Raw genomic sequence first — 21,862 nt, 5'->3', positions numbered from 1 at the left:
TCATCGGGTGGCGAGCAGGCCGAGGAGGAATGCTCTGAGGTCGTCGTCCTCGTACCAGTCCCCGGCGAACATCGCCTGCAAGGAACGACCGAGGCTGTCACCCGTGTCCGTCTGCGTCTGCTGCTGCGCCAAGAGACGCTCCAGGGCGGAATGGTCCAGCGTGCGGGCGCCGGGCCGGCCGGTGTGTGTCCGCGTGAACCAGAACGCGCGCTGGGCCGAGGCCAGGTCCGGGATGTGCGTGGCGAGGTGCTGCGCCAAGGCGTGCGCGGCGGTACCGACTCCTGCGTCGTCCAGGTCGGCCACGGTCGCGCGCTGCACCTCGGGCTCGTAGCGGCCGGCGTCGCCGTCGACCGCCGTGAGGCGGCGTCCGTGCGGGGTGGCGAGCCAGTCCCGGGGGATGAGCTGCTGAACTCGGCGTACCGCACGCTCGGCGTCCGGGGTGCTCTCCGGGCCGAAGACGACGCCCGCAGTGCCCTGGGGGCCTATGGCGCGAATGTCGGCCAGCGCGGCGCCGACGGCAGTGGGCACCGCTGATGCGTAGCGGGCTCGAAGGTCTTGCCACTCGTGGCGGGCGGTCACGACATCGGTATGTGCCGCTGCGATCTCGACCTCGACGTCCGGGTCCTGGATCGTGCGGGTGCTGCGCGCGGCCTGGAGGTTGACGAGGCGGCGTTCCGCAGCGGCCAGCCGGTCGTCCGCGTCCCGCAGGGCACCGTGCGGGTCACCGTCGAAGTCATCGCCCAGGTCGTCGGCGAGGCGACGGCTCACGGCCTCGTCGACGGCCGTGCCGGCTGCCCGCAGCACGGCGAGGTGCCGCAGGGCGGTGAGGCCCGGTCCGCCGTCGGAGGCACGGTCCGGTACCCACCGTGTTTCGGCGGAATGGCCGGGGAGCCTGCCAGCGGCGAGCTGCGCCCAGGTCGACGGCTTCCACCAGGAGACACGCCGCGGAGCCTGACCGAACCGCCCCATTTCAGGGAGCAGGTCCGCCCACTGGGACACCCGCGCGGCTATTGTCCCGCTAGCCACGTCCGGCACGTCGAGGGCGGCGTGCAGGCGGGCCAAGCGGCGGGCCTCCGGCCAGTTGCGGACTCGTCGGGCCAGGCGGTGCAGGAACGACCGCAGTCGGGCGAGGCGGTCGCGGCTGTTGCGCCACAGCTCGGCGATCTTCCGGGCGGCGGCTTTCACCAGCTCGATCAGGCGGCGGCCTATCCGTGCGAGGAGGGCTATGGTGCGGGCGAGGAGACCGGGCTGCCGGCTGCTGTCCGGGGCTGTTCCGGCCGTGCGACGGACGATGCGCTGGGCGGTGGCCCGGCGCGTGCCGTCCAGGTGACGCGTCAGGAGGCGGGCCAGGGCGTCCGTGTCGGCCGGGTCGACGCCGGCCTCTTCGACCTGCCGCAGCAGCGCGGCCGTCGCGTCGTCGACATGCCCGATGGCGTCGGCCGATGCGTCACCGCCGAGGGTGTGGCGGGTACGCGGCGAGGACGGGATGCCGGGACGTGCGGCGGCCGGGGCGGTGATGTGGTCGGGGATGAGCCGCAGGAGTCCAGCCGCGCGCTGGGCCAGGTCCTCGTCCCGCTCGCCGGGCAGGGGTTCGAGGTCGTTGATCGTGCGCAGAGCGGCGCGGACGGTCCGCTCGTGCGTCTTCTCGCGGGCCCGGCGCAGGGCCTGCTGGACGGCGGCGCGGTCGCGGCCGGTGATACCTGCGGTGTCCAGGGCTGCGCGCGCATCGCGCCGGGCGGTTTCCCGGGCGTTTTGCAGGGCCTCGGGGGCGAGACGCTGGGCGATCTGCTCTCGAAGCGCGTGGATGTCGCCAGGCGGCTCAGTCCCGGCGACGGCCTCGTCGATGATGCGCGTGGCCAGCGCGCGGCTGTGGTCGGCGACGATCTGGCGTCGCATTGAGGCGAGCGGCAAGTTGGGGTCGCGCGGAGCGCGCGCGGTGTCCGGAGCCGTGCCGGCTTCGGGGGCGGGCTCGGGAAGCTGCCACACCGGCATCGCGGCATGAACGATCCGCCGCGTCCACTGCCGGCTCTCGTCTTCCAGGAGGAGGCTGCGCACGCCCCCGGGTCCTTCCTCCACGCCGATGACCCGGTAGACGTGGATCTCGTCGCCGCGGCGTTCGTCGGGCATGGCGATGACATCGCCTTCGGTGATCTGAGCGGCGGTGGAAGGGCGCGGCCGGTCGAGTCCTTCGGGTGCGGGGCGGTCGGCCGCGCGGTCGAGGTGGTCGGCGGCGCGGAGCGCGGCTCGTCCCTCGGTGGTGGCGAGGTCGGCGCCGGCCCGGAGCTGCGCGGCGAGTGCGGCGGTCTGGTCGGTGGTGACGGGGAGGTCCGCGCCGAGCCGGGCAGCGGCCTGTTGGGCGTCGGGATCGTCCTCGGGGCCGTTGCCGTTGTCGGCGATGGTGTCGCGGTCGGCCGGAGTGAGGGCCGGGTCGACGGTGGGGTCGGTGACCGGGTCGATGACGGGCAGCGGCTCATGCACTGTGAAGTCGTCGACGGGGGCCGGTGCGTCTGCCGGGCCGAGGTCGGGGGCGGAGCCGTCCTGCCCCTCCGCCGTGTGGACGACGGCGGTGGCGTCCATGTCGATGGTTCCGATCTCGCCTGTGGTGGTGTCGGTGTAGTCGAGGGTGACGCGGTCGCCGTCCCGGTTGGTGCCAAGGATCTCCACGGTCGTCGGAGCGCCGTCCAGGTCGAGGATGGCGATGTCGCCCTTGGTGATCTCGCTGGCGGGCTGCGGGTTGATGCCGGTGACGGGACTGGTCTCGGGGATGTCGTCGCGGACTTCACCGACGACGCGGAGGCCGGCCGCGTCGCGGGTGGCGGTCCCTTCGGAGATGGTGACGGTGATGCGGTCGCCGTCGGTCTCGTCGACCGGGCCGAGGAGCGCGCCGTTCTCGCCGGCGACGATCTGGCCGGGACGGAGCCGCTGGCCGGTGGATGTCCAGCCCGTGGGGCGGTGGTCGGCAGCGGGGTCCGCGGTGAGGGACGTGGGTGTGACATCGGTGGTGTCGCCGTCGGCCCACCGTACGGAGACGGTGGTGTCGGTGACGCCGGTGACGGTGCCCTCACGGTCACCGTGGTCGGTGACGCGACGGCCGGGGAACAGCCCTCGCCCCTGTGCGTCGGTGGCGATGGTGTCGGGCAGGTCGCCGCTGAGGACGTCGCTCTGGGCGCCGCTCTGCGGGGCTCCAGCGGCTGTGTCTTCCGGCGGCTGAGCGCGGGCGGCGGAGGCGTTGATCGGGGTGTACACGGTGCCCCGGCTGCCGGCGCGTCCGTCAGGGTTCTCAGCGATGATGGTCCGCAACATGTCCTCGGTGCGGCCCTGCCGGGTGACGGTCACCTGCTGCGGAGAGTCGAGGACATACCCGGCGCGGGTCACGGCGCGTCCCTTGCGGGTCGTGCCGTCGATACGGGCCGTGTCGCCCGGATTCAACTGGTCGACGCGGGCCCAGTGCGCCGGCCGGCCTCCGATCGGCTCCGGCTCACCCTGTGGCGCCTCCTGCGCCGGGGCGTCCGGGACGGCATCCGTCGGCGTGGGGACGGGCTCGGACCCCGGAGTGGTGCGCGTGGACGGGACGCTGGTGCCGGGCTCGACTTCGTCCGGGCGCGGACGCCGCATGATGCGGGGCCGCTTCGGGTCGTCGATGAAGAGGAAGCCCTGAAAGTTCGCGGCCTGTTCGCCGATCTGCTCGCCATCGGGGTTGTAGATACGAGTGGAGCTGCCACGGCCGACGGCGTAGTCGTCGAGGGCACCGAAGGGGAAGTCCAGTCCGGTGACGACCGAGTTGCGGGACAGACGGCTGGCCAGACTGCGTGGAGCCACGGTCACGCGCGCGGAGTTCGGGGTGAGGCCACCGCGGGTTCCGGCTATGGCGGAGATGTCGTCTTCGCCCTGCAAGTCGGCGGGCGACACCGGGATGGTGTACCCGGCCTCCTCCTGTTCGCGCCGCCACTGGTCGTAGTGCTCGTCGAGCCAGTCCTCGTCGGCCAGGACCCGGGTCGCGCCCCACTTCGTGTAGTTCTGCGAGTTCTCGTCCTCGCTGTACTCGTCGACGATGCTCCGGGCGAGGGCGACGCCGAACGTGTCCCCGTTGGGCCCGCGGAAGGCGTGTGCCTGCTCGGGAGCGTTCGGAGCATCCCACGGGAACGGCTTTCCATCCGCGTCTGTGATGCTCTCCATCGTGTCCGCCATTCGCAGGGCCTCGCCCCTGTCGCGGTAGGAGAACAGGGAGGCCATAGAGCCCGGCGCGAGGATGTTCCAGCGGAATGCGTCCTGGCTGTCCTTGTAGCGGGCCAGAGCCAGGCGCCCACCCGGGGTGAGCTGGAGAGTGCCGTTGGACGCGAGTGCATCCGCATTGGTGCGCGCCCAGTAGTTGCTCTGTACGCCCGGGTCGTCGAACGTGTCCTCCCGCAGGCGCAGACGCAGTTCGGCCACATCAGTGAATCGCGGCGTGCCAGCGGCCTCGGCATCGGATGCTGCTGTATCTGCGTCCTGCCCGGTGTCGCTCTGCTCGGGCTCGGACGGGACGCTCTCGGGAGCCGTGGTGTTTGTGTCCGCCCCGCTCGGGCTGGCGGTGCCCGCGGAAGCAGCGGCGCGCTGCTGCTCCTCGTACTCCTGCCGTTCCACGCGTTCCTGTGTACGGCGCTGCTTCTTGAACGCGTTGTAGGTGATGCGACCGCCGTTGAGGTCGTACCACTCCAGCAACTCCGGGCTGGCGTACTGCTTCCATCGGCCGAATTGAGACAGAGCCGCACCGGAGAAGAGGTCGTGTTCGCCTACGGGCGGCAGCTTGCGACTTGCGTTGCTGAAGAGGTAGCCGTTGGTGGCGGCAAGGGCAGCGGTGTACCGAGCCTCGTCGAAGACGCCGAATTCCTGTTGCAGGCGTTCCTCGCGGTTCAGCGGGCGGCGCGTGACACCCACGGTGTCGAAGGCCAGGGCGGCGTCCATCGCTTCGCCGCGGCGCTGCACTTCGGCGGCGTCGGCGGCCGGAGTGGTCGGGACGGCCGCTCGTACACGCTGTTCGGCGGCGTCGCGCCGGTCCATCTCCTCGGCGACGCGCATCTGGTCGGCCTCGGACAGCCCTCGGCCCCACGCGTCGGCGAGGTCGCCGTCGCCCAGTTCTGTCAGGTCCTCGGGGAGCGCGACGACAGGCCGGGGCTGCCGGGCGGCGTTGTCCTCGTCGTCGTCCTGGAAGAGATCGCGCAGGGCACGCAGGGCCTCGGGAAGGGTGCGCCCCTGCCGGTCGCGCCACTGGCTGATGGCCTCCGGAGTGAGCGGCTGGAGCCAGTTGACCGGCTGCCCGGCGGCGTCGGTGGCGATCTCGAACAGATCGGCGAGATCACGGGCGTCATCGGCCGACCGCGCGGTGAGCGTGATCTTGCCGAAGCGACCGCCGTTGCGGGCCTGCGCGAACTGCCACCCGCGCACTCCATCCGACGCGGTGTCGTCGGTCCAGGTGACGAGACCGCTGGCGGAGGACAGCGTGAGGGTCGGGTTGGCGGCGAGCTGTGCGAGGAACGCGCGCCGTTCTGGCGTGTTCTCCTCGGAAGTCAGCAGGTCCCCGCGACTCCAGGCGTCCCGGAGATCGGAAACGGTGCGTGGCGGCGTACGGTCGGCTTCCCTGCTGTCGTCCTCATCCGCGCCACGGTCGTCGTACTCGGGGACGTGGGGCGGGCGCGGCAGCCGAGGCCGGCGCAGCTCCGAATCAGTGCCCGGACGGCGACGGCGACGGCCACGATCACGTTCGCGACGGTCGTCGTCGTTCTGGGGTCCGGGAGCGTCGGCGTCGGTGTTGTCCTGGTCGGCGTCGGGGGCGTTGCCGGCACCTGCGGGCGACTGGTCCGTCGCCTCCTCGGGGGCGTCTGCGTCCCGGTTCCGGGGGCGCTGGCCGTCGTCGTGGCGATCTTCGCTGGTCTGGGAGCGCGGGTGGTCCTCGTCCTCCGTGGAGGACGGACTGGCGTCCGGGTCATCTGACGAGACTTCGTGGTCGGGGTCAGGTGCCGGCCGGTCATCACGCTCGTCGTCGATCTCCTCGTCGGGGTATCGCAGTCGGAGTTCGGCATCACGGGCGTAGAATCGCTCGCCGCTGCTGGTGACGATCCGGACTCGGCCCCTGCTGGTGAGCTGAGGCGGCTCGGCGACGGTGTGCGTGCGGCCGTCGGCATCGGTGTAGCGGTCGCCCGGGACCAGGTCCTCGGGGGTGCGGGTCTGGACGGGGCGGAGCTGGCTGGTGTCGCGCCCCTCGTGGTCGGCGAACATGTCCGGGGTGCCAAATTCATCGTCGACCCGGTCGAGCGGGTTGTTCGGGTCGGCGACGGCGAAAGACTCGGGCTTCGGCTCGTCGACGTCGAAGAGACCACCCTCCGGCTCGGCGGGCTCCTGCCTCTTCGGGGCGGGCTTCGGCGTACGCCCGGCGCGGCGGTCCTTCTCCGCCTCCAGCACGGTCATGCGGGTCCGGTCGGGGCCGGTAAGTTCGCCGTCGCTCATCTCCCGTTCCATCAGGGCCACGATTTCGTCGGCGATCTCCTGGTTGGACATGGCCGACGGAGCCCTGCCGCCGGCGGGGCGAATGGCGTCGAGCTGCTGGGCGACGTCGTCACGGTCGAGGGTGACTTTGTCGACCGGGCCCGGCTCACTTGCCCCGGTGGTCGCGGGTTCCGGGGCCGGCTCGTCGCTGTCGTCATCCATGTCCCGCCGTGCGGGCGACGTGTCGCCGTCAGAGGGTGAGACGCCCTCAGGGCGGAGCTGCGTGAGGGCCTGGGAGACTTCCTCGGAGGTGAGCCGCACCCGGCCCTGCTCGGTCTCCCGCTCACCCTTTGGCGGGGCCGGGTTTTCGGCACGCTCGGGCACGGGAAACTCGCGGTCGAACGCGTCGAGGGCGCGCACCGCAGCGCCCACGGCTTCCTGGAGCGGGATGCGCTCCTGCCGGCGTTCTGCGACGAGGTGACTGCGCTGGGCTTGTGTCAGCTTCGGGTTGAGTTCGGTCTCGTCGATCTCGGGAATCTTGTCGAGATCGGCGATCCTCCCGACGATGTCGTCCAGCAGGTTCGCGCGGGATCGGGCGTGCTCGATCTGCGGGGTGAGGTCGGCAGCGGCCTGTGCGGACTGGAGCAGCGCTATCTGCTCGTCGAGTTTGGGTATCCGGGCCCGGTCTGACTGCTGGAGGTCGGGGGCCTTGTCCAAGGCGTTGCCGAGCCGGGTGATCATGCCCGAGCCGGCGCCCCGCTTCTTCAGGTCTTCCGGCTTGCGCTCGAAGTCGGAGCGCGCGAGGTCGGGGAAGCCGACGTGCGCTCGCAGCGTGCCGTTCGCGCCGCGTTCGGTGCGTACGCCGAAGTCGAGGCCGCCGTACTGGCCCAGGATCTTCCAGGGGCCGATTCCGTCGCGGTTGTGCTCCAGAAGCTGGGTGGTGACCTGACGGTGCAGTGCGGCTGCGGCGTCCGCGCGCTCCATGTACGACGAGCCGCCGAGGCTCATGGCGAATGTGCTGTGAATGTCGCGGATGCGGGGGAGGGCATCCTCGCGGCGGGTGATGCCGTCGCGGGTGGTGGCGAGGTCCTGCGTGAGCTCCGCCAGGGCCTCCTGGCGGCGCACTCGTTCGGCGGCTTCGTTGTGCTGGTCGATCTCCAGGTCGCGCAGTGCGCGGCGGGCCTTCATGAGCTGGCCCATGAATGGGTTGCCGCCGATCTCGGCTTCCATCGTCTCGTAGTCGGGGTAGTCGACATCCAGCTCGACGACGGTGTCGTTCGTGTCGTTGTCGGCCATCTCCGGGCGCTGGATGTCGATCAGACCTTCCGCCTTGGAGGCGACGAATCCGGCCTTCCATCCGTCGAGACTGCCCTTGGTCGCGAAGACGTCGATCTCGACTATGGGGTTCTGGTTGCCGTAGCGCAGGACGCGGCCGTTGCGCTGCTCCATCTGCGCGGCGCCCCAGTCGAGATCAACGTGGGTGAGGCTGATCATGCGGTTCTGGGTGTTCATGCCGGTTCCGGCGACGCTGCTGGAGCCGATGAGGACGGCTATCTCGCCGTCTCGTGCGCGGCGGAACAGCTCCGCGACGGCCTCGGGCTTGCCGCTCTTCTTGTGGTCCTGGACGAAGGCGATCTTGTCTTCGGGGATGCCGCCCGCGACCATGTGCCGCTTCAGTTCGGCGTACGCGTCGAAGTTGCCCCTGTTGTTGCCGCCCGGCACCCCCTCGTTCAGGAAGATCATCTGGAGGGCGCCGGGGGTGGGGTGGTCGTCCGTGCCGCCGTAGTACGTCTTGTAGACGCGGTCCTTGTGCTGGTGGTATCGCTCGACGGCCTTGGCGGCGACCGCGGGGAGCTTCTTGCCCGCCGGGGCCTTGGCGTCGACGAGTCGCGGGTCCAGGGCGACGGACGTGCCCTCGTTGGAGACGGCGAGCATGTTGTCCTGCGACCGGTCGACGTCGCCGGCGTGGATCGCACGGCCACGGGCCACGAGCTTCTTCAGGCGGGCCGTCTGGTCCTTGGTCGGGTCGACCATGACGAGATTGGGACCGCCGCCCTTGACCTTCGGGCGGGGGATGCCGACGTCGTCCGCGCGCTTGGTGTCCGCGACCAGACCCCACATGGTCTTCATGGCGCGCCGGTTGCGGAACTCGGCGAACCGCTCGACGATCCTCAGACCCGAGCCGTCGGGAGCGTTCTCAACGCGAAGGGTCTTCCGGCCGAAGGTCGCCGCCCACAGGTCCGGAGCGCCGGCCTTGTAGGAGTCCAGGACCCACGGGGCTGCCAGGGCGAGCATCGTGAACTGCTCGGTGATGCTGTTCGACAGGGGGGTGCCCGTGGCCAGGGTGACCGTGGCGCGGCCCGCACGGCGACGGTGCAGGTCGCTGAGCTTCTGGTGCAGGTCGATGCCGCGGATGGACGCGGGGTCGCCCCCGCCCTCACGCGACCGGAACCCCACCCCCTTGTATCGGTGGGCCTCGTCGACGACCGCGTAGTCGAAGCCGAGATCGTCCCAGTAGGTCTGGCCGGGCTTCCGCATGGGAGCCGCGTTCTTGCTGATCTTGTTCTGGACCGTCGCGATCCGGGCTTCGATCTTGGCGACGATGAACGGGTGATCGGGATTCGAGGCGTCCTGGTACTGCCGATCAAGCTGCTCACGCAGAGCTTCCAGCTCTCGGAACTCGTACTCGTCCTGCGCCTCCGGACTCATCTTGATCGAGCCGAACGCGGGCTCGGTGAAGATCACGAGATCCGGCTTGTTGGCGCGCAACCACTCCAGGGTGCTGTCGCGCCGGCCGTCGGCGAGGTCGCCGCTGGTGATCAGGTGGATCTCGGCGTTCGGGTACAGGAACCGGGCCTCGTCATACCACTGCTGCGCGAGGTGGTCGGGGACGACCGCGAACGGCTTCTCGATCTGGCCGGACGACTTGAGGGCCTGGGTGCCCATGACGAGCGTGCCGGTCTTGCCCAGGCCGACCTCGTGGGCCAGGATCACCGACCGCTCGAACTGCATCCGGGCGGCTCCGCTGAGCTGCCAAGGGTGAGGGGTGCGATCCGGGGTGAGGCCGTCCAGAGACGGGCTCATGCCGTCGTACGAACGGACGATCTGACCGTTCATGATCGTGTTGTAGGAGTCGGTCAGCCGTGTGAGCCGGTCGACATTGGCGGTGGCGTACTTCGCGAACTCCGACCGCATCTGGTCGGCCTTCTGCCGCACCAGGCGTGACGTTTCTTCATCGACGTCACGGCGCTTGTCGTCGTGGTAGACCGTGAGAGAGCCGTGGCCCAGGACCGCGCGGACGATGCCGATCGCGCTCTTGCCCTTGGTGCCCTTCTTGGGGTCGGCTGCGACCCCGTGCAGGACGTTGTTGGCCTTGGGGATCTGGCCGTTGTAGAGAATCCAGCCGTAGCGGTCGTCGTGGGCGACGCGCAGCGTCTTGTCGCCCAGGTAGTCGCGCAGGAAGCCTTGCAGCAGCTCGGGCGGCGTCCAGTGCGCGCCCATTTCCGGGGTGAACTCGCCGATGGTGCGGTCGGCGGGCTGTACCGCTTCGAGCGCGGCGACGTTGACGGCGTAGGCCGGGTCCTTCTCGGCGGCGCGCCGGGCGTCGGCGAGCTTGTCGCGGACGGCGCCGGACAGGTATGCGCCGGCCAGTTCCATGCGGCCGGTGGCCGGGTCGGTGAAAACCTCTTTGCCCAGGGCCCGCAGCGCATCCTGGGGGTGCATCTTCAGGAGGCGGGCGATCCTGCCGAGGTCGACCTGACCGGTCGCGGCGACGACCGCGGACAGGGCCGTCAGCGGGTCGTTGGTCTCGTCGAGCGGCTGGCGGCGTGCGGCGGCGCGCTCGATGAAGGCACGGCTCAGGATGGGTTCCTGCTTGTCCGCGTCCCACCGTTCCAGGGCGAGGACTGACCCGGCGTCCGGGTCGGAGCGGAAGTAGCCCCACGCGGTCGGTGTGCGCTCCTCCGTTCCGTCCTCACGGATGCCGGTCCTCATGGTGCGGAATTGGCCGGGCTTGGACAGGGGCCCGAACTGCTCCACGTACGCGGTGTGCAGATCGCGGAGCTGGGTGCGCAGCTTCTCGGCGCGCTCGTCTTCCGCGTTTTTGCGGTCAAGGGCGCGCAGTTCGGCGGCGACGTCCCTTAGCTGCATGAGGGCGCGGAGCTGGTCGTCGCGTCCGTCGGACGGCTCGACCGTGACGGGGTTGCCGCCGTTGACGTGCTGGTACAGCCTGCCGTCGTCGCCTTCGTAGAGGCGGCCGGTCCAGTCGCTGGCGTGCTTGTCCCGCGCGGTCTGGAGGAACACAGGCGGCCGGCTCTCGCCATCAGGGTGCGGCTCGTATCCGCGTCCGTCGGCCTTCGCCTTCGCGGCGATGTCCTTCAGCGCGTCGCGGAGTTGATCGGCGGCCTTGGTCGGATCGCCCTTGACGGTCAGGCGTGGCCCGTACGGAGACGACTCGGTCGTCAGCTCGCCGAGGATGTGCTCCGGGTGCTGGGTGTAGTAGGCGTTGACGTGTTCGCGGGTGTCCTTGACCTTCCGCTCGGGAGCGGCGAGCCACGATGTGTCGGCGGGTTCCTCTCCGTCGGCGCGGCGCCGTAGCACCAGGACATCGGTGACCACGCTGGTGCCGGCGTCGGTGAAAACCCCGGACGGCAGGCGGACGGCACCGATGAGGTCGCCGTACTTCGCAATCTGCTTACGAGCCTTGTCGCCCTTGGAGTCGAGCGTGTGGCGGGAGGTGATGAGCAGAGTGATGCCGCCCGGCCGGGTCAGTGCCAGGTCTTTGGTGATGAATCCGTTGTGCAGGGATTCAGCGGGGTACCGCTTGTCGCCGAACGGGATGCTGGCGAAGGGGACGTTGCCGATGCTCGCGTCGAAGGTGCCAGGCTCGGCATCGGTCTCGGCGAAGTTCTCATTGAGGACGTTGGCGTCCGGGTAGATCGCCTTCGCGATCTGCGCCGTGGTTGGGTCCAGCTCGATTCCGGTGAGGCGGGCGCCCTCCGGCGACACACCGAAGAACGCGCCGCTCCCGGCACCGGCCTCAAGAACGTCCCCGCGCCCGAACCCGAGTTCCTTCAGGCCGGCCCACATCGCCTCGGCGATGGGCTGCGGCGTGTAGTGCATCGACAGGGTGCCACGCCGGGCCTGGTGCCACTCCAGCGGCGTCAGCTCGTCGGACAGCATCTGGCGGAGGTTGGTGTACTCCGCCCAGCGGGCGTGATCCTGAGCGAACTTTCCGTGCCGTGCGCCGCCCTGCTGGTAGCGCGGCTCCTTCTCGTTCGGCTCCGACGCGAACATGATCGGAACCGCGCCCCACCCGGTCCAGCGGGCGAGGGCGACCTTCTCCCTCTCGGTGGCCGCGCGGTTCTTCTCCCGCTTCAGCCGCTTCATCACCCGGATCGCGTCGACGTTCGCCGCAGCCCGCTCGATCGGGCCCTTTGTCGCGGCGTCGGCCTGGTCCGGGCGGAAGCGCGGTGCTACATGCCGTACACCGCGTCCTTCAGAGCTTGCAGCTCCCGCATCTCCGGGCTGAGCGTCGGCAGCTCCTCGGTCTCCGGCTCCGGCTCCGGCAGCAGCTCCCGCATCACCATCGCCGTCGCGTCCGCCCTGATCTGATTGAACTGACCGACCCGGGCCTCGTACTCCGTCGCGGCCGGCACGGCCTGCTCCAGCGCCTCCTCGGCCACCAGAATCGCCGTCTCGATCTCCCTGCCCTTGTTCAGGAAGAACCGCTCCGGGTCCTCCATCTGAGCCAGCTCCCGCGGCCGGTACTTCGTCCAGTGATCCCTGGCCGTCTGGCTGTAGATGCTCACCATCAGCCCCTTCGTCTGTTCCGAGAGCCGCGCGCAGGGCTGCCTGCTGCGCCTCGATTTCCTCGCGTGAGATGACCTTGCGGTCATCGTCCCCGCCATTTTCACGTACTGCCGCGCGCTCCGCGTCGATCCCGTGCAGCGCAGCGGAGATGGAGGCGAGCCGCGTGCGGGCCTTCGACCGGTCGGAGGAGTCCAGTTCACGGTCACTGACCCGCAGCATCATCGCCCGGGACAGTTCCTCGGTGACGCGGTGGAACTCGGCGAGCAGCCCCTCGGGCACATCCAGGTTGGCACCCTTGGCGACCTTCCCCGTGAGGGGGTTGGTGCCGGAGGACCAGTGGTAGGAGTACCCCTTGAAGAGGCCGTAGAGGGTCTGGCGTTCCTTGCTCGCCGACGGGAGCAGGTCCGCGCGCTGCTCGGCCTGGTACAGCTCGACGAACATCTTGGGGACCCATACACGCCTCGTCGACCCGTAGAAACGAACCGGTTCGGTCGCGGGGTCGGTGTCATAGCTGTCGACGAGCGCGGCCAGGGCCTCGGCCATGCTCGGGAACGCCCCCAGAAGACCGCCGTGCCGCTCTCGCTGCGCATTCCACCCGGCTTTGTGGCCGGTCCCGTACACGGAGTCGGTCTCGCGGTACTCGACCTGGCCGTAGCCGTTGCCGTCGACCTGGACGGAGATTCCGTACGAAGCGGAGAGCGGGTCCTCGCGGGTTTCGGCCCGGTTGACCGTCGTCTCGCGGCCCGCAGTACCGCGGCGGTTCTGCTCGTCGAAGAGGGCCTTCAGCCGCTCATCCAGGGCTTCCCGCACCACGTCCCCGCTGTTGAGAGCCCGGTCCCTGCGGACCTCCTTGAACGCCTTGCTCAGGTCGTCGTCGGTGAGCCCGGTGGGGGCGGGGGCATTGCGGTAGACGGCCGCCTTGCGGATCTGCTGTTCCTCATAGATCGCGCTGCGCCGGGCGGTCAGGACCTTGTTCTGTTCCGCGTCCAGGCGCCGCAGGCGAATGGGGAGACCCTGCTCCTCCTTCTTCAGCTCCGCGTCGTCGAGGTCCTGGACCGGCGGACGCTGAGCGATCTTTCGTAGCGTGCGAGTCTGGTGCTCGGTCTCGGCGGCGGCGAGCCGGCTGGTCAGGTCGTTCCACAGATCCCGTTCCGGGGCGAGGTATTCCTCTTCGTGGATCGATCCGTCCGGCTTGTGGGCGCGCTCACGCGCGGTCAGCGTCTTGATGTGCGCGGAGAGGTCTTCGTCGCCCAAATCCTGTGGATCACCGCTGTGGGACACCAGGTCGCTGGTACGGCGGCGACGGTCGGCGTACATCGCTCGTTCGTCGTCGGTTAGCCGGTCACCGCGGCGAGAGCCGTAGGTGCCCCGCTCTCCTTCGGAGCTGCTAATGGCCTCGGCGAGTTCGGTGTCGCTCATCGCGGCTGCGCGGTCCGGCGCGCTCAATGCTGTTTCGGGCTCGCCGCTGTTGGCCTCGTCGTTCACGGGGGCGCGGCGGCGGTCGAGTTCTGCTTCCACCTTGTGCAGGGCGGCGCGCGCCTTCTGCTTGCGTTCCGGGGTCTTGGCGACCTGTACGTGGATCTTGAGGTTGTCCCGGTGCTGGCGCAGTGTGGCCTCGGGCATCGCGCGCAGGAGCTTGGTGTCCTCGTCGAGCTGCTGCGGGGCGTCCTCAGCGGTTGTGCTGGTCTCGTCGGTGACGCGGACGTTGCGGCCCTGCCGGATGAACGCCGCGAGAATGTCGGCCGCTTTGCGGTCCCGGGTCTCCGGCTTCCACTTGGTGCCGGTGATCCGCGCTTCCACGACGGGCGACCATGCGAGCCTTCCGGCGACACCGACCGCCCGGTCATCTGCCGCGTCGTCCTTGATCGTGCCGCGCACGGCCAGGACCCTCGTGCCCTTGTGCATGGTCCATGCCAGGTGCACATGGTCCGCCTGGGAGGGGTTGGCGGTCGCCAGGTGGTGCCGGGCGATCGTCTGGCCGGCGAGGTTCAGGTTGTCGCCGATGGGCACGTGGACCCCGTCGACCTTGGCGTACCGGTCGTTGTAACCGCCGACGACGGACGCGATGCGTGCACCGTCCGTGCCGTACACGGTGAGGGGACCGGGGCTCCACGAAGTCGCCCAGTAGCCGGGCACACCGTCGATCGGCTCGGCGTCGGCCGGTACGCCTGCCGGCCGCCCGTCGGCAGGCGCTGCGGGCTCCGGCTGTGGCTCGGGAGCGGGCTCGGGGACAAGCTCCGGCTGCTCGTCCGGGACGCTCCGCTGCTCGCCCTGCTGCCGGCCCGGCTCATTGCCCGGGATGCCGGGCTCGTCGGCGGCCTCGTTCCCCGGGGCGGGCGGCTGCCCCGATTCCGCCTTCGGGGCCGGGGCGTCTTCGTCGCCGAAGGGACGGCGGCGCAGCGTCTCGGCGAGACGGGCGGTGGCGATGCTGTGCTTCGGCGGGTGCTTCTGGTCGAACAGGGCGCGGGCGGCGGTCCACTCCTGGTCGTAGTCGCGCCCCTTGGCGGAGCGCCAATTCCGGCGCTGCTCGGCGAACGCGGGGTCCGAGAAGTCGAGGGCGTTACCGTCCTTGTCGGTGATCTTCCCGACGATGTGCTCGGCGAAGCCCTTGGCATCGGCCTGCCGGTCGAAGCCGTATGACATCCGCTGGCCGGTGGCGGTGGCATACAGGTACCAGTCGCCCTCGATCCGGCGCGTGACGAACTGGCCGTCGCCGACAAGCTTGATGCGGGGCTCGTTGACCAGATCGTCGAGGTCACGGGCAGTGCGGCGGTCTTCCTCCTTCCCGGAGGCGCGCAGGGCGCCGGCCCTCTTCGACCAGTTGTCGCGGACCTGCTGGAGCGTGGTGTACCGGCCGCGTCCCTTGGGGCGCTGCTTCGGGGCCGGGGAAGGCGGGGTGGCACTGCCCGCGCGGGCGGCGCGGAAGTCTTCCACCGCGCGACGGATGGCCTGCCCAGCGTCCTCCCCCTTGGTGGATCGCCACGTCAGGAACCAGTCGGCGATGGCGGGGTCTGAGAAGTCGATCGGCTGGTTGAACTCGCCCGGCATGATGTGGCCGTTGCGGACGTTCTCGTCGATGTACTCGGCTGCGGCGTCCGCCTCCGCGCGGTTGGCGAAGTCGCCGACGTCGAGGTAACCGCCGGTGCCGGTCGAGGTGAGATACCAGCGACGGTTGGCGTCGTCGCGGGTGGTGACGAGGCCCCCGGACGGGGTGATGCGCAGATCCTCGTCCCCGGCCAGGCGACGTAGAGCCCGCGCGTTGGCGCCGGGCTGCTCGGCGAGGTCGAGGAAGTGACGGCGCACCGCCGAGGTGTCTGGGTAGCGGGCTCCGGCTCGGGCCTTGTGGTTCGGCAGTGCTCCCGTGTCGACGTCGTGGTCGCCGTCGTCGGGCTCGTCCTGATCGTCGTCCTCGGGGCGACCGTCGCTGGCTGCGTCGCCGATCGGCTGGCCCTCGTCATCGGTGGCGTGCGGCTCATCGGGGGTGTCCGGATCACCGTGGTCGTCGCGGGACAGGCCGAGGCCGCGCCGGTCGTCCTGCTCTCGGCGGTTGTCCTCGTCGCGGACCTTCTGCTCGTTCTTGGTGGGCGCACTGCCGTCGGGGCGCGCCACCATGGTGATCCAGCGGGCGCTGGTGCTGTGGCGTCGCCCGGTGTAGGTGCCGTCGGCCGCGCGGTCCTGGACGAGGACGCGGTCACGCGGGAGGGCGCGGACGATACGGGCGAGCTTGCCCGACCACAACCTCGCTACGCCGCCGGTCTCGATGAACCGGCCCCGCGAGTCCCGCGGGTGCAGGGCAGGGTTCCACGGCCGTCGTCGGACGGACTTGACCTCAGGGGTGCGACTCAGCTCGGCCGAGGAAGGACGATTCAGCATGGCGCGGACCATGCACTGAGCAGCCCTTTTACGTCGCGTGCTCAGTTCGGGCCCGCGCATACCTGGGAATGGATGCGGCTCAGGCGCCCCTGCGGGCCCTGGTGTCGACTCCGGCGCTTGTCAGTGGCCCTGGTGGTCGATGCCGCTGTCGCGGCGTTGTCTCACGAGCGGATTCCCCGTCCCGGCCCATGCGGAGACGAAGTTGGCAGTAGGGGCCGTCGGGGAACCGTTCGATTCGGGCCCTGCTGAACTGGATTGACATTTTGCGCTGAGAAGCGTGGCCCGGCCGATTGGATCACTTGCCGGGTTCGAAGGAGTCCGGGTCATGCTCGGGAGTGACGACAAGTCCCCAGACCCACCATCATCGTCACGTAAAGTGGGCGAGTCGCGGCGCTGTGTGAGCGTGGCTTTGTTGCTTAGCAGGGTGCGACGTTCCCCGAACGGGTGGTTCGAAAGAAATCCCGAACGCGTTACCCCCTGATAGATGAAGCGAATTGAGCACCTGACAACCCGTCATGCTGCTTTGCAGCGGACCGAATAGGGGTGCGCCCTGCGTATGCTCGCTCCTACGAGTTGAGCGCGACGACGGGAGCCCCTGCGGCACCGCTGCTTTGGCGGGCGTGGTGCAGCAGGAGGCTCACCGTGACGGCGCGGCCGACTCGTGTCCAGGATGGAACGCGAAATCATGGAGCATGAATGGCCACACATGGCGAAGGTACCTCTTCATCAAGTTATATGTGTCAAGAGGGCAGCTCTCAGCAGGATGACGTTGGCGGTGCCCTGCTGACGGCACACGCCGCGCTCGTGTTCGTCGCCGCGGCTATTCTCGGCGGTCTCGTGGGCTTTCTGACGCATCTCAGTGTTGGAAATGCGGCTGCGGCGGTACTCGCCGGGCTGACGGCAGGTGGGGTGAGTGCCCCCGTGCTCCACAGGCTCATCGGACCCTGAAGCGCTCGAAGAGATCCCCGGACCGGATCGGTCCGGGGATCTCCCCCCTGGCGGGGGTGAAACAGACGGCGGTCCCAGCCGAAGGTGTCATCAGTTCCATTTGCCGTTCCGGAATCAGCGAACAGGAACGTCCAGGTAGCTGGCCTGATTCATAGGACCTGTTCGACGGTGATGCCTGCGTGGTAGCGCAGTCGGCAGCGACAACCGATCGTGAGGTCTGCGGGGGCGAACGGGTCGCCCGGATAGCGCAGGGCGGACCTGTCGACCGTGTACGGGGTGCCGGCGGGCAGCGTGGTGCCGTGCAGTTGCTGGTGAGCGGGGCGCACACGGTCGTCCCGTCGGGTGACCCATGTCCGAAGGACGGCGCGGCCCGCGGACTCGGCGGCTGCGTCGGCGGCACCGTTGACGGTGGTCACGGCGCAGGACTCGGCGACCAGCGCGGTGAACTTCGCGGCCCGTGCCCGGAAGAAGGCGGCGACGCGCGCGACGAGTTCGTCAAGGGCGGCGTGTTCGTTCTGGGCAGTGTCCAGGGTGGTGGCCAGGTCGGCGAGCAGCGCGGTGACGGCGGCTCCGGCCATGGCGGAGGCGGCGAGCGCCGCCGCTGCCGCGCCGGGCGGCACAGTCGCGGTTCCGGTCATGGCCGTCCCGAACGCGGATGCGGCCTTAGCCGCCGCCTGCTGGAGGATCGGGCCGAGGGTCGCCGTGGTCTCCTCTTCCCAGCGGCCGGCACCGACGACTCGCGCCACGTTGATCGGGTTGTCGCCATGGCGTAGGTCGGTGTCGCCGTCCGGGTGCCAGTACCGGGTGCGCTTGCGGGTCTTCGGCGCGTGGAGCCGTGCGGTGATGACTCCTTCCTGCCGGGCGAGGAGCGCGATGAGCGCGGCGGTGACGGCGCCAGAGACCGTGTCGAAGTCGCCGTCGGTGACCTCGTACTCGTCGGACTCGGCATCGCGCGGCAGTTCCTTGCGCTCGATGACGGAGCGGGCTGCCGATACGTCGGCTGCCGCCTCACCGGAGGTGGGCTCGTCGACGGAGGCACGAGCTGCCGATACGTCGGCGGCGGCATCGCCGGGCAGGGTGAGGGACATGCTCTCCCGGGCCTGTTCGACAGCCGCCGCAGCAGTGCCTCCAGTCATGGGGGAGCCCGTTGATTCACGAGCTGCCGCCACGTCGGAGGCTGCGCCCCCGCCCGGGTCCTGGGCGCGGGCCTCGGCGACAGCGTCAGCCGCAGAGCCGTCCGCCGGCTCGGAAGAGCCGATGGCAGGGGGCGAAGTGCTTTCGCCGGGCAGGCTGGCTGCTCCTGCGGCCATGGGGTCCTGGCCGACACCGAGTGCGGTCGCGTCGTCGGCGTTGGCCGGGACGGGGGCCTTTTGCGGGCTGATCCACAGCGCCCGGGTGTGCGGGACGTCGAACGCGGGGCGCCCGGCGATCACGCGGTACTCGTCGACCGTGATCAGGCCGGCGTTCCACTCCTGGCGGGCCTCTTCCCGCCGCTGGCGCCGGGGGTACTCCAGCGCTTCCACCGTGGAGGTGTTGAACCGAAGCGACCAGCCGTCGTCCAAGTCCAGGTCGAAGGCGGAGGCGAGCAAAGCCAAATGCGGCAGTTCCGTGTGCTGCCAGAAATTCCACTCTTCCCTGTCCGCGTTGGCGTATGTCCGCTCGGAGGCGTTGCCCACGATGGACTCCGGGACGCCGAAAGCCGACAGGATCTCGTCTTTCGCGGTCCGGGCCAGCGTCTCGTAGTTCATGTCCCGCGGCCGGGTGCTCGTATCGACGTAGGTGAGGCCCCCCGGACCGCTGCCGACCACGACGGTCTCGCCGGCGCTCTGCGCGCCCGGTGCGAGACGCTGCTGAATCCGGTCGATCTCGCGCTGGTCCAGGCCGTCGACGTCGATGCCCACGATGCCGGACGGCCTAGCGTCGTTGTCGATGAAGGCGATGTTGTAGGCGCGGGCTTTGACGTCCAGATCGACGCTCAGCCCTGCGGCCTCAAGCGGCGTCACGCCGCAGTAGGGATCGGTCGGATGGGGATCTCTCAGCCAGACGACGCGGCTGGGCTCCAGCTCCCTGATGCGGCCGTCGTATGTCGTGAACTCGAAGTGCGAGATGTAATCGCCGCGCGGGTCGGGTATCGCCTCGACGCGGTTGGGGGGCAGCAGATCGAGGCGAGTGATCGTGCCCCCTCGGCTGCGGGTGATCTCGACGAAAGCGCCCTTCTTCGAGAGCAAGAATTGGGCGGAGAGCCGTTTCTTGAAGACCGGCCCCCGCTCCATCGGGTTGGCCTGCACATTCAGGACGCGCAGCAAAGGGTGATCGGTGAGCGTTTCCGCGAACCCTCGCTCGTCACCGCCACGGCCGATCTCGATGTTCAGCGAGCTGGGGTGCTTGGAGATCGCCTCGATTGCCTTGAACGCCCAGATGCTGCGCTCATAGCCCTCCTGGATGACGCGGTCGAGATCCCAGCCCGCCGCGCGGTCCTCCGTGCCCCAGATCGTGGTAGTCCCCGCGTACGTCATGGAGACGTACGAGCCCCCGGTGGCGGCCGTCTTCTCTTCGAGAGCGATCACCCGGCCTGGGGCGAGGAGATGGCGGAGGCCGGGCAGGAACTGGCGCGGCATCAGACGCCCTCACTGGCCAGCCACGCGCCAGCGGCACCGATGATCGCGCCGGCTTCGACCCAGCCCAGCAGGGGCCAGTACATGAACGCGCAGCCGACGGCAGCCGCCGTCGCGACAGCGGTGGAGACGCGCGTGATCATCCGGGTGACCGGGGTGCTCGTCGGCGCCAGGAAGATGAAGACGGCGTAGGTGCCCGCGGCTCCCACGCTGGTGCTCAGGACTGGGTGAACGGCGAAGAGAGCCACGAGGACGACGAGGGCGCCGGCAGCGACGAGGAGAAGGCCGGCGACCTCGCGGACGAGGCGTCGCGGGGAGGGTGTCTCAGGCGGTGTACTCACGGCGCGGACTGTGGGCGCGGTGAGCGGCTAGTGTCGCGTGCTCGGCGGGAATCGTGGGTGAGGGGCGCGGCCGGGGGGTGTCAGCGGGGGCGGCTCACTCCGGCCATGTAGGCGCCGATACCGCGGCGCTGTACCTTCTCCCCCGGAATGATCTTCGTGCCCTTCGGGACCGGTGGGAGCTTGCGCTTCTTCCGCGTCGACTGGTCTCCGCCGATGAGGTGCCGGTTGTCCATCTTCTCCGCGCAGTCCCGGCCCTTCACGTCGTCGAACGGGCGACGGCAGCCCTTGCAGTACACCTCCAAGGCATCGACGCGCTGTCCGGCGGCCGTCTTGAAGGAGCCGCGGTAGTCCGCGATGCTCGCGATACGCGGCTCGACCTGGATCTCAGCGGCGACGACCCAGGTGTGGGAGAGATCCGGTTGCTCGACCGGTCGAGCAACCGGTACTGCGGGGGCCTGGGCATCCGGCACGGGCGTCTTGGGCGCGGGCTCGGGCCGTGGCGGGAACAGAGGTTCCTGCCAGAAGGCCCGGCCCGCCATCGTTGAGAGAGGAGCAGTAGCAGTCGTCACTCATTCCTCCGCGCCGTGTGTCGACAGGGTTGACATAAGAGGACAACCCGTTCCACAGCGCGGAACGTCAGTGAGGCCGGATCTGTTACAGCTTCCGCGGGGTCGGCTCGCCAGGCGGGGGCGTTGCGAGGGCGGGCCTCTCGGTCCTACCGGGTCAGGCGCAGGTCCCAGCCCTCGCCGTCCGGCCCTTCCGTGGGAATGAGGCTCGGGGAGTAGTCGGCGCGGCCGGGTTGTCCAGCGGCGTTCCACCCGGCGATCCAGTCCCGGACGACGGTGAGGGAAGGGGAACCGGGTGCATCCGCGATGATCCTGCCGTTCTGGGTGAGAGCGGCGGCCGAGGTGGGCGTGGAGTGGCCGAACAGCCATCCGCTGGGGAGACGGGCGAGCGTCTGCCCGGGGTCGGCCGTAGCGGCAGCCCAGAACTGGAGCGGCTTCCACGGTGCCTCTGCGGGAGCGTCCTCGCTGTGACCGGGATTGATCAGGCGTTCCAGAGTGGTGCGGGCACCGGAGCGGTGCCAGTCGTCGTTCTCGCGCCACGCGATGGACACCCAGCAGTGCTCGGGAATCCGGGTCTCCCAGTCGACCCAGCGACCGGGCAGGTCCAGATCAGCCTTCGGCGAAGGAGTCGCGTCGATGTAGTTGCCCCCGGTGATCAACTCGACCTCGGGGCGTCCTTGGTTGACGCGGATGACGGCGAGAACGGTCAGGTCCGGTACGGCCGCGACGGGGAGGGTGGAGACGATCCGGCCGCCGTCGGCGGTCTGGTCCACCCACGCCTTCGGGAGCAGGGGCGGCGCGCACCAGGCGCCGATCCGGTCGTACGGGGCGGAGGCGGGGTAGCCGGTGGTTCCGTCGGCGGTGTGGCACCGGATGTGGGACAGGCCGCGCTGGTGGTGGATGAGGTTGGCCCAGCGGGTCAGATAGCTGTTGATGTCCAGGCTGGTGACCGACCCGGTGGGGCCGGTGAGCTGGGCGAGCAGCGCGCCCGAGTAGCCGGACCCGGTTCCGATCTCCAGCACCCGCGCGCCCTCGGTAACGTCCAGGTAGGAGATGTCGCGATGGACGAAGACCGCGTTCGTGCGGTGCACGGTGGGCCCGCGCCCGTCGTGATGGGTGTAGTGCTTCTCGGGCACCGACTCGGCGGTCTGGACGACCACGGGCGACACCGGGGCGTCGACGATGGGTGCGCTCAACGCTTTCACTCCTCAGAAGGATGGGGAACTCGTGTGCTCAACTGCCCCGG

At 69.8% G+C, this 21,862-nt stretch carries 5 protein-coding genes; all 5 read right to left on the bottom strand.

Going from position 1 to position 21,862, the window contains the following annotated elements:
• The 5 genes from ACH4S7_RS03040 to ACH4S7_RS03020 all read right to left on the bottom strand — a co-directional run bounded on the left by ACH4S7_RS03040 (nucleotide 1) and on the right by ACH4S7_RS03020 (nucleotide 21,812).
• Complete coding sequence (locus ACH4S7_RS03040; protein WP_398519292.1) at nucleotides 1-16,146, bottom strand: hypothetical protein; 16,146 nt, start codon at nucleotides 16,144-16,146, stop codon at nucleotides 1-3.
• A gap of 1,097 nt (nucleotides 16,147-17,243) precedes the next feature.
• Nucleotides 17,244-19,712: a phage portal protein gene (locus ACH4S7_RS03035; RefSeq protein WP_398519291.1), complete on the bottom strand. Its 2,469-nt coding sequence runs from the start codon at nucleotides 19,710-19,712 to the stop codon at nucleotides 17,244-17,246.
• Nucleotides 19,712-20,050 (bottom strand): hypothetical protein, encoded by a 339-nt coding sequence (locus ACH4S7_RS03030; protein ID WP_398519290.1) that lies wholly within the window; start codon nucleotides 20,048-20,050, stop codon nucleotides 19,712-19,714. Before ACH4S7_RS03030 ends, ACH4S7_RS03035 begins: the two co-directional genes overlap by 1 nt.
• An 80-nt stretch (nucleotides 20,051-20,130) precedes the next feature.
• Nucleotides 20,131-20,589, bottom strand: coding sequence for a hypothetical protein (locus ACH4S7_RS03025; protein ID WP_398519289.1), 459 nt, complete (start codon nucleotides 20,587-20,589; stop codon nucleotides 20,131-20,133).
• Between the two features lie 176 nt (nucleotides 20,590-20,765).
• Entirely contained in the window at nucleotides 20,766-21,812 is a 1,047-nt protein-coding gene (locus ACH4S7_RS03020; RefSeq protein ID WP_398519288.1) for a protein-L-isoaspartate O-methyltransferase, read from the bottom strand.
• Nucleotides 21,813-21,862: the final 50 nt, after the last annotated feature.

Origin of the sequence: Streptomyces sp. NPDC020965 (assembly GCF_044333555.1) — a bacterium.
Lineage (GTDB): Bacteria > Actinomycetota > Actinomycetes > Streptomycetales > Streptomycetaceae > Streptomyces.
Note: the sequence above shows the minus strand (reverse complement) of the source record. Positions and strands in the feature narration are given on the sequence as shown.

Bases quoted from the DNA above. Each gene is read 5' to 3' on its own strand.
- ACH4S7_RS03035 (WP_398519291.1), bottom strand. From the start codon at position 19,712: ATGCCGCGCCAGTTCCTGCCCGGCCTCCGCCATCTCCTCGCCCCAGGC.
- ACH4S7_RS03025 (WP_398519289.1), bottom strand. From the start codon at position 20,589: ATGGCGGGCCGGGCCTTCTGGCAGGAACCTCTGTTCCCGCCACGGCCC.
- ACH4S7_RS03040 (WP_398519292.1), bottom strand. From the start codon at position 16,146: ATGCTGAATCGTCCTTCCTCGGCCGAGCTGAGTCGCACCCCTGAGGTC.